Annotated in this window: 7 protein-coding genes; all 7 read left to right on the top strand. The window is 37.6% G+C overall.

Annotated elements, in window-relative coordinates; translation table 11 throughout:
* Positions 1 to 514, top strand: a 514-nt coding sequence (locus Q0L29_RS04665) for a RagB/SusD family nutrient uptake outer membrane protein (protein WP_296619479.1), incomplete at its 5' end; no start/stop codon positions are given.
* 46 nt (positions 515 to 560) lie between these two features.
* The gene (locus Q0L29_RS04660; RefSeq protein ID WP_296619478.1) at positions 561 to 1,856 is read left to right on the top strand and encodes a LamG-like jellyroll fold domain-containing protein; all 1,296 of its coding nucleotides are present in this window, start codon (positions 561 to 563) and stop codon (positions 1,854 to 1,856) included.
* 75 nt (positions 1,857 to 1,931) lie between these two features.
* Entirely contained in the window at positions 1,932 to 3,923 is a 1,992-nt protein-coding gene (locus Q0L29_RS04655; RefSeq protein WP_296619477.1) for a glucoamylase family protein, read from the top strand.
* 10 nt (positions 3,924 to 3,933) lie between these two features.
* A complete protein-coding gene (locus Q0L29_RS04650; RefSeq protein WP_296619476.1) occupies positions 3,934 to 5,280 on the top strand; it encodes a glucoamylase family protein in 1,347 nt (448 codons plus the stop codon).
* Positions 5,270 to 6,055, top strand: coding sequence for a prolyl oligopeptidase family serine peptidase (locus Q0L29_RS04645; protein ID WP_296619475.1), 786 nt, complete (start codon positions 5,270 to 5,272; stop codon positions 6,053 to 6,055). The genes Q0L29_RS04650 and Q0L29_RS04645 overlap by 11 nt, the downstream gene beginning before the upstream one ends.
* A 128-nt stretch (positions 6,056 to 6,183) precedes the next feature.
* Entirely contained in the window at positions 6,184 to 8,469 is a 2,286-nt protein-coding gene (gene bglX / locus Q0L29_RS04640) for a beta-glucosidase BglX (RefSeq protein WP_296619474.1), read from the top strand.
* A gap of 9 nt (positions 8,470 to 8,478) precedes the next feature.
* Positions 8,479 to 9,114 (top strand): sugar-binding domain-containing protein (locus Q0L29_RS04635; protein ID WP_296619473.1); only part of this gene is annotated, 636 nt, incomplete at its 3' end.

Below are 9,114 nucleotides of genomic sequence, written 5' to 3'. Positions count from 1 at the left end.
TGTAATCGATGGTGTTACTATTCAAGGAGATGGAACTACACCAGATACCACTTATGCTGAAGATGGCTCTATAGAGCAAATTGAAACTTACAATAGAAAAGTTTATGCCACAGGAGAGCGAAATGCTGACCGATGGGGGCATAACAGAAGAGTGATTCGATATGCTGATGTATTATTAATGGCAGCAGAAGGATTGAACGAAACAGGAAACTCAGCTCAAGCTTTAATTTATTTAAATGAAGTCAGACAAAGAGCTAGAGGTAATGATGACCAAATATTACCAGATATAACTACTACCGATCCAAACCAATTGAGAGAAATTATCTACGAAGAACGCAGCCGAGAGTTTGCTTTTGAAGGTTTGCGTTATTGGGATTTAGTCAGGACAGACCGTGCAGCCGAAGTTTTAGGTCCTTTAGGATTTGAAGCTGGTAAGCATGAATTATTTCCAATACCGCAATCTGAAATTAACATCTCGGAAGGAGAGATTTCCCAAAACCCAAACTGGAATTAAATTTTTAACACTTAAAACAAAAACGATTATGAGAATGCTAAACAAAATGAAGTACTGGACCGGAGCCTTATTGCTAAGTGCACTGGTTTTTACGGCTTGTAAGGATGAACCAGATGAAGCACCTGCTTTAACCATTGAAGCCTTAACTGCAACAGGAACTGATATCTCTACAGGGGAACAAGTTACTGTTGATTTGAACGCTGCCACATCTGCTTCAGATGTGCCGCCAGATGCAGTTTTTGAAATTACATTTGATAGGGAAGTTGATGCTGCAACAGCAACTGCCTCAAATATTTCTGTAAGCGATGGCGATAATGAGGTACCTGTTTCAGTTTCTGTAAATGGAAATGTAGTTACAGCAACTCCAAATGAAGAGTTGATTCAAGGAACAGATTATACAGTTTCAGTTTCTTCTGCCGTGGTAGCTGCTGATGGAGGTACCTTAACTAATGGATCAAGAACTTTCAAAACTGCAGGTAGATTGCCGGTTGTGGCTCCATTATCAGATGCTCAAGTTGCATACTGGAAATTTGATGGAGATGCTTCAGATGAAATGGGCAACTATGCTGATGGAACTGAAGTAGCTATAGAATATCAAGAAGACCGTTTCGGAGCCGTTAATAACACAGCCTATTTTGATGGAGACCAAAGTATCATAGAGGTTTCTAATGCTGGAGGTTTAATGACTGAAACTAATGATTTTACAGTTAGTTTCTGGGTAAAAACCGAAAGTGAAGGTCATGTAAATGAAAATGGCGACCCAACTGGTATGTTTGTATTTGGCTTGGGCGCATTTTTTGGAATTCAGTATGAAATCTTCGGAAATTATGAGGGTTCTAAATTTGCAATAAGCTACGTTACTGAAGATGGCACTAATACAGCCGAAGACATGTGGTTCCCTAGTGAAGCTACTGATAACACAAACGGTGGCTGGCAAGGTTGGGACTTTGCAAGAAGCTTAAGTCCAACTCAAATGCAAGATATAATTAAAGATGAATGGTATCATGCAGTTTATAGCTATGATGCTACAGCTAAAAAAGGTTCACTTTATTTCAATGGTGAATTAATGAAAAGCTTTGACTTTAATCTTTGGCCAGAAGGTGATCTTAAGCAAACAGTTACTGGGGTAACCTACAGAGGACAAGAACCAGAAGTGGTAGATGAATTAGCCTTTGGCTTTGTTCAATCAAGAGCTGGTACTATGTGGGACAATGAGCCTTGGGGTGGTTATGATATCCCTACTTCCCAACACTTTAAAGGTTGGTTAGATGATTTCAGAGTATTTCATGGCGCATATTCTGCTGAGAATGTAGCCGAATTATATGATGCTGAAAAACCATAATAGTTTAATTGTTTTTCATAAAGCAGGGGCAATTTTGCCCCTGCTTTTTCATTTCAACACCTATCTACATTTTCAATGTTAAAATTTGCTAAGCACTTACTCTCCTTAATTTTAATATTCCTCATCAGTGGAGGTATATTCTCTTGTCAAGAAGAACCTGATCAACCTAATGAATTAGATCTCTTACAACTGAAAAGTATTAGAATAGGTACGCTGAATTTAATTGCAGGTGAAATAACAGAAGATGCCCCTTTTGATAAAGGCCTTGTGGTAGAATTTTCTGATCCTTTGGATAGAAATTCTGCAGAAGAAAACATCTCAATTTCAACTGAGGAAGGAGATGTTACACTAATATTTTCTTATCTGAATGAGGATAAATCTATTTCAGCAAAACCAGAAAATGACTTTCAAAATAATACGGTTTATACCCTAAATATCGGAACCGTTCTTTCCACAAATAACAAAGAATTTCCTGGAGCTACCTACCAATTTCTAACTCAGCAAGGTGAATTCCAATTACTAAGTGCTGAAGTGAATGGGATTTCTTTACAATCCAATAATAGAATTCAAGATATCTCGCTTAATCCTGAAATAATTTTAGCATTTGATCAAAATCTTAATCCTGAAACAAATTTTGACAACTTTATCACATTAATCAATAAAGGAGCACGCCTTCCTTTAAATTACCAGCTTTCTGAAGACCAAAAAACATTACAAATCCAAAGCCCGGAAGTGGCCAATGATTTTTCAAAATATGATTTTAGAATATCCAATAATCTCAAAAGTGAAGATGATTTTGAGTTCCAGGGATTTTCCAAAAACTTTTATACTCAACTAGATTCTACCTACAAATTTGATCAAATCACTGAGGAGGAATTATTAACCAAAATTCAGGCACAGACTTTCAAATATTTCTGGGATTTTGCTCATCCTAATAGTGGTTTGGCTCGAGAAAGAAATACTTCTGGAGATTTAGTGACCATAGGTGGTTCTGGCTTTGGTTTAATGGCCATTATAGTCGGAATTGAAAGAGGATTTATCACTCGGGCAGAGGGAGTAAACCGATTCGATAAAATTGTCAATTTTTTAACCCAGGCTGACCGGTTTCATGGTGTGTGGCCACACTGGATGAATGGAAATACAGGTGCCACTATTCCTTTTAGCGATTTAGATGATGGCGCAGATTTAGTAGAAACTGCTTTTATGATTCAAGGATTATTGGCGGTAAGACAATATTTGGATGAAACGAATGCTGAGGAACTAGCAATTATTAACCAAATCACAACGCTCTGGGAGGAGGTGGAATGGGACTGGTTTACCAAAGGGGGCGAAGATGTTCTCTATTGGCATTGGTCTCCTCAAAATGAATTTGCAATGAACCTACAGATACGTGGGTGGAATGAAAGCTTGATTATTTACGTGTTAGCTGCATCTTCACCTACTCATCCTATTCAAAAATCTGTTTATGATGCTGGTTGGGCTAGAAATGGTGGGATAATTAATGGAAGTTCTTCTTATGGAATCACCATGCCGCTGGGAGAAGATAAGGGAGGACCATTATTCTTTGCTCATTATTCATTTTTAGGCTTGGACCCTAGAAACCTGCAAGATCAATATGCCAACTATTGGCAGCAAAACCAGGCACATTCTTTAATTAATCAGGCTTATGTTATAGATAATCCCAACAATTATGTGGGTTACGGAGAAACTTCCTGGGGTTTAACTGCTAGCGATAATCATGAAGGCTATAATGCTCATTCTCCTTATAATGATTTAGGAGTGATTACACCAACCGCAGCCATTTCATCTATCCCCTATACTCCTGAGGAGTCAATGAAAGCCATAAAGCATTTTTATTATTTGCTGGGCGACAGATTATGGGGTGAATATGGTTTCTATGATGCTTTTAACGCAACACAAGATTGGTATGCAAATTCATATTTGGCCATTGACCAAGGGCCGATTGTCACTATGATAGAAAATCACAGGACGGCATTGATTTGGAATGTTTTCATGCAAGACCCTGATGTACAAAAAGGATTAACTGATTTAGGATTTACTTACTAAATATTTTAAAATGAAAAATATAATCTTACTACTAACTACAGTTTTACTTTTCACCTTTTGTTCTGCTCCTAACCAACAAAATGAACAAAGTGATAATGCAACTAATATTAATGAGGATTCATTGTTGAATTTGGTTCAATATCAAACTTTCCAGTATTTCTGGGATGGTGCTGAGCCTAATTCAGGCTTGGCAAGGGAAAGATTCCATGAGGATAATTTATACCCTTCAAACGATAAACACATTGTGACATCTGGAGGCTCTGGTTTTGGTCTGATGGCCATTATTGTTGGTGTGAAAAGAGGATTTATCGAAAGATCTGAAGCGATTGAACGGTTTGAAAAAAATCTAGATTTCCTTGAAACAGCGGACCGTTTTCATGGAGCTTATCCGCATTGGTTAAACGGAGAAACCGGTGAAGTAAAAGCTTTTTCAGCAAAGGACGATGGAGGAGATTTAGTGGAAACAGCATTCCTAATTCAAGGCTTGTTAACGGTAAGACAATTTCTGGATACCAATAATGATAGGGAAGAAAAATTGGCGCAGCGGATCTCTAAAATCTGGGAAGAGGTTGAATGGGATTGGTACACCAAAGGTGGAGAAGATGTTTTGTATTGGCATTGGTCTCCTAATCATGGCTGGAATATGAATTTCCCGGTTGGAGGTTATAATGAATGTCTAATTATGTATGTCTTGGCGGCTTCTTCTCCAACGCATTCCATAAAAGCAGATGTTTATCATAATGGCTGGGCAAGAGGTGGCGCTATTGCAAACGATACCACAGCTTATGGTTTGCCTACTATTTTAGATCATTACGAACATGCTAATAAAGCGGTTGGTCCATTATTTTGGGCTCATTATTCCTATTTGGGTTTAGATCCTAAAAATCTGAATGATAAGTATGGGAATTATTGGGATTTGAATAGGAATCATGCCTTAATTCAATACCACTATGCAGTGGAAAACCCCAATAATTTTGAAGGTTATGGCGAAAATTTGTGGGGCTTAACTTCTAGTTACTCTATGAGAGGATATGCAGGACACAATCCAAGTGATGATTTAGGAGTGATTTCTCCAACGGCAGCACTTTCTTCTTTTCCTTACACTCCAAAAGAAAGCATGCAATTTCTAAAATTCTTATACGAACCTAAAAGAGACAGTTTGATAGGGGATTATGGTCCTTATGATGCTTTCTCTTTTGAACATGATTGGTATGTGCCACGCTATTTGGCAATTGATCAGGGTCCAATTCCCGTGATGATTGAAAACCATCGATCAGGTTTGATTTGGGAGCTTTTTATGCGAAATAAAGAAGTTGAAGCAGGTTTGTCAAAACTAGGATTTTACTATGAAGAGTAAATTAAAATATATATTTCTGGTACTTTTTGTAGCTCCAATGGTATTGAAAGCACAAGATAAATCAGCTTTTGATAAAGAAGTATTTATCGAAAATGGAGACAGCTTGAATTACAGGATTCTTTATCCTAAGAATTTTGATTCAAATAAAGAATATCCACTCGTGCTGTTTTTGCATGGGGCAGGAGAGCGGGGTAATGATAATGAAAAGCAGTTGCTTCATGGTTCCGATTTGTTCTTAAATGAAGAAAACAGAGCGAAGTTTCCAGCAATAGTGGTTTTTCCTCAATGTCCCAAAAATGAATATTGGGCAAAAGCAGATATAGACCGTTCTAAAAGCGGAAATGTTTTTAAGTTCGATTATTCTGGAGAGCCAAATCCAGCATTGAAGAAAGTGATAAGCTTATTGGATTCTTTACAATCTCATAAAAATGTAAATGCTGACAAAATCTATTTGGGTGGATTGTCCATGGGCGGAATGGGCACTTTTGAAATGCTTCATCGCAAACCGGATACATTTGCTGCTGCGATTGCCATTTGTGGTGCTGGTGATTCTTCTTCAGTCAAAAATTATGCTCAAAAAGTTAATTTATGGGTTTTTCACGGAGCTAAAGATAATGTGGTTTTGCCTAAATATTCTAAAGAAATGGTAATTGCCTTGAAAGAGGCAGAGGCTAATGTAGAATTCACATTATACCCACATGCCAATCACAATAGTTGGGATCCAGCTTTTGCAGAGCCTGAATTGTTGTCTTGGTTATTTTCAAATTCAAAATAAAATAGGAATGAAATGTCCATAAAAATGGCTTGGTCTAAGAAGATTAATATTGGTAGTAAAATGAGTTTTTGTAAACTTTTCCAAGAAGTCAGACATTCTATATGGCATTAAAAATAAAATATAATCATATGAAATATTTAATATTATCCTCTGTCGGCTTTTTATTGTTTTTGGGTAGTTGCATAAACCCTCAGCAAAAGGAAAGTACTTCTGGTATTGATCAAAAGGTCGATTCCCTACTTTCAATAATGACACTGGAAGAAAAAATTGGTCAATTGAATTTGCCTTCTGCAGGTGATGTAAGTACCGGTATCAGCACCAATACCGGAATAGCCAAAAGTATAAAAGAAGGTAAAGTAGGTGGTTTATTTAATATAAATGGGCTCGATAAAATTAGAGCTGTCCAAAAAGTGGCTGTAGAAGAAAGCCGATTAGGAATTCCGCTTATTATAGCCAAAGATGTAATTCATGGATATAAAACCATCTTTCCTATTCCATTTGGATTATCGGCTAGTTGGGACATGGATTTGATTCAGCAATCAGCCAGAATTGCCGCTGAAGAAGCTTCTGCCGATGGAATTGCCTGGACATTTTCACCTATGACCGATATTTCAAGAGACCCTCGTTGGGGAAGAGTTTCTGAGGGAAGTGGGGAAGATCCTTATTTAGGTGGTCAAATTGCAGCCGCTATGGTACGCGGTTATCAAGGCGATGATTTATCAGCTGAAAACACTTTATTAGCATGCGTGAAACACTTCGCACTTTATGGAGCTTCCGAAGCCGGTAGAGATTACAATACGGTGGATATGAGTCGATTGAGAATGTATAATGATTATTTTCCTCCTTACAAAGCGGCAGTTGATGCAGGAGTAGGGACGGTAATGGCTTCCTTCAATGAAGTTGATGGTATTCCTGCAACTGGAAATAAATGGCTGATGACAAATGTTTTGCGAGAGGAATGGGGCTTTGATGGATTTGTGGTCAGTGATTATACGGGTGTGAGTGAAATGATTGCTCATGGTATGGGAGATTTGCAGGAAGTTTCCGCTATGGCTTTGAAGGCTGGTGTTGAAATGGACATGGTAAGCGAAGGCTTTCTGACTACGCTCAAAAAATCAGTGGATGAAGGTAAAGTATCCGTAGAAACCATCGATAATGCTTGCAGACTGATTTTAAAAGCAAAATTTCAACTAGGCTTATTTGATGACCCTTATAAATATATGGATGAGGAGCGTGCTGCCAAAGAATTATTTTCGGATGAGAATAGAGCTGTAGCAAGAAAGATTGCTTCTGAATCAATGGTTTTATTGAAAAATGAGGCAGAAGCTTTACCCATAAAAAAAGAAGCTAAAATTGCTTTGATTGGACCATTAGCCAACAATAAAGAAAATATGGTCGGCACTTGGAGTGTAAGTGCTGTTATCAGTAAGTCGATTTCGATTTATGATGGAATGAAAGAAGTTTCAGCTAATCCGGAAAATATTCAATATGCCAAAGGCTCTAATTTAGTGGAGGATCCGGATTTGGAAGAGCGAATAAGTATGTTTGGTAAAAATACTTACCGAGATGACAGACCTGAAGCTGAAATGATCAATGAAGCAGTTGAGTTGGCGAATGAATCTGATATAGTGGTAGCCATTTTAGGAGAAGCTTCCGAAAGTTCTGGTGAGAGTTCTAGTAGAACAGATATCAGCATTCCAGACAATCAAGTTCGCTTATTGAAAGCTTTAAAAGAGACGGGTAAAAAAGTAGTAGTGGTATTGTTGAGTGGAAGACCTTTAGTACTTGGGGAAATTCTTCCACATTCTGATGCTATTTTGAATGCATGGTTTCCGGGCTCTGAAGCAGGTCTGGCATTGGCTGATGTTTTGTATGGAGATGTAAATCCTTCCGGTAAACTGACCATGACCTATCCGCAAAATGTGGGGCAAATTCCAATCTATTACAGCCATAAAAATACTGGAAGACCGCTGGAAGGCGAATGGTTTCAAAAGTTCAAATCGAATTATCTGGATGTCAGCAATGAGCCGCAATTTCCTTTTGGATTTGGTTTAAGTTACACTCAGTTTAAATACGACAATTTAAAATTAAGTTCTAACAGCTTAAGTAAAGATAGCACTATAAATGTAACAGTTGAAGTTTCAAATACTGGAGACCGAGATGGAAAAGAAGTGGTGCAATTATACATGAGAGATTTAGTTGGAACTATTACTCGCCCTGTTAAAGAACTCATAGGCTTTGAAAAAATAGAATTGAAAGCAGGGGAGACCAAAACGGTCGAATTTTCAATTAGTGAAAAAGACTTGGCATTCTACCATCAGGATATGAGTTTTTATGCTGAACCAGGGGATTTTAAAGTTTTTGTAGGCTCAAGTTCTGATGATGTGCTCGAATCCGATTTGGAATTAAAATGATGTAGTACTATGCGATTATTAGCCGCCTTATTTTTTCTAATAGCTTTTCCTTCATTTTCGCAACATGAGGGAAGGTCAATGGAAACGATCAATAGCAATTGGTCATTTGCATTAGGAGAAAAATCAGATAAGGCAGAATGGCACAGTGTCAATTTACCGCATTCCTGGAATAAAACAGATCCATTTGATGATGAGAAAGGCTACTATCGTGGCCTTGCTTGGTATAAGCGAAAGCTGGAAATTGATAAATCCGACAACAGAAAGCGGTTTCTACATTTTGAAGGTGTAAATCAAATAGCCGAAGTTTATGTGAATGGGAAATTTGCCGGAAAGCATAAAGGAGGATATACCGCCTTCACTATTCCGATCTCTCATTTATTGTCTTCCGGTATAAATAGCTTAGAAATAAAGGTTGATAATAGCCACGATGATTCAATTGTCCCTCTAAAAGGAGATTTTAATTTTTATGGAGGAATTTACAGAGATGTCTGGTTAATTTCTACTTCCGAAACTCACTTCAGTTTTAGTGAATTTGGTGATAAGGGAATATTTATTTCTACTCCGAAGGTTTCTGAAGAGGAGGCTTCCATAGAAGTGAAATCACATATTACGTCCCACGAAAATCAAAAGGTTAAATTAATTTAT

It is taken from the genome of Marivirga sp., assembly GCF_024636815.1.
In the GTDB taxonomy this organism is placed as follows: domain Bacteria; phylum Bacteroidota; class Bacteroidia; order Cytophagales; family Cyclobacteriaceae; genus Marivirga.
Note: the sequence above shows the minus strand (reverse complement) of the source record. Positions and strands in the feature narration are given on the sequence as shown.

What these genes read in the sequence shown, in the direction of transcription:
- Q0L29_RS04660 (WP_296619478.1), top strand. Translation starts at nt 561, where the DNA reads ATGAAGTACTGGACCGGAGCCTTATTGCTAAGTGCACTGGTTTTTACG.
- Q0L29_RS04645 (WP_296619475.1), top strand. Translation starts at nt 5,270, where the DNA reads ATGAAGAGTAAATTAAAATATATATTTCTGGTACTTTTTGTAGCTCCA.
- Q0L29_RS04655 (WP_296619477.1), top strand. Translation starts at nt 1,932, where the DNA reads ATGTTAAAATTTGCTAAGCACTTACTCTCCTTAATTTTAATATTCCTC.
- Q0L29_RS04650 (WP_296619476.1), top strand. Translation starts at nt 3,934, where the DNA reads ATGAAAAATATAATCTTACTACTAACTACAGTTTTACTTTTCACCTTT.
- bglX (WP_296619474.1), top strand. Translation starts at nt 6,184, where the DNA reads ATGAAATATTTAATATTATCCTCTGTCGGCTTTTTATTGTTTTTGGGT.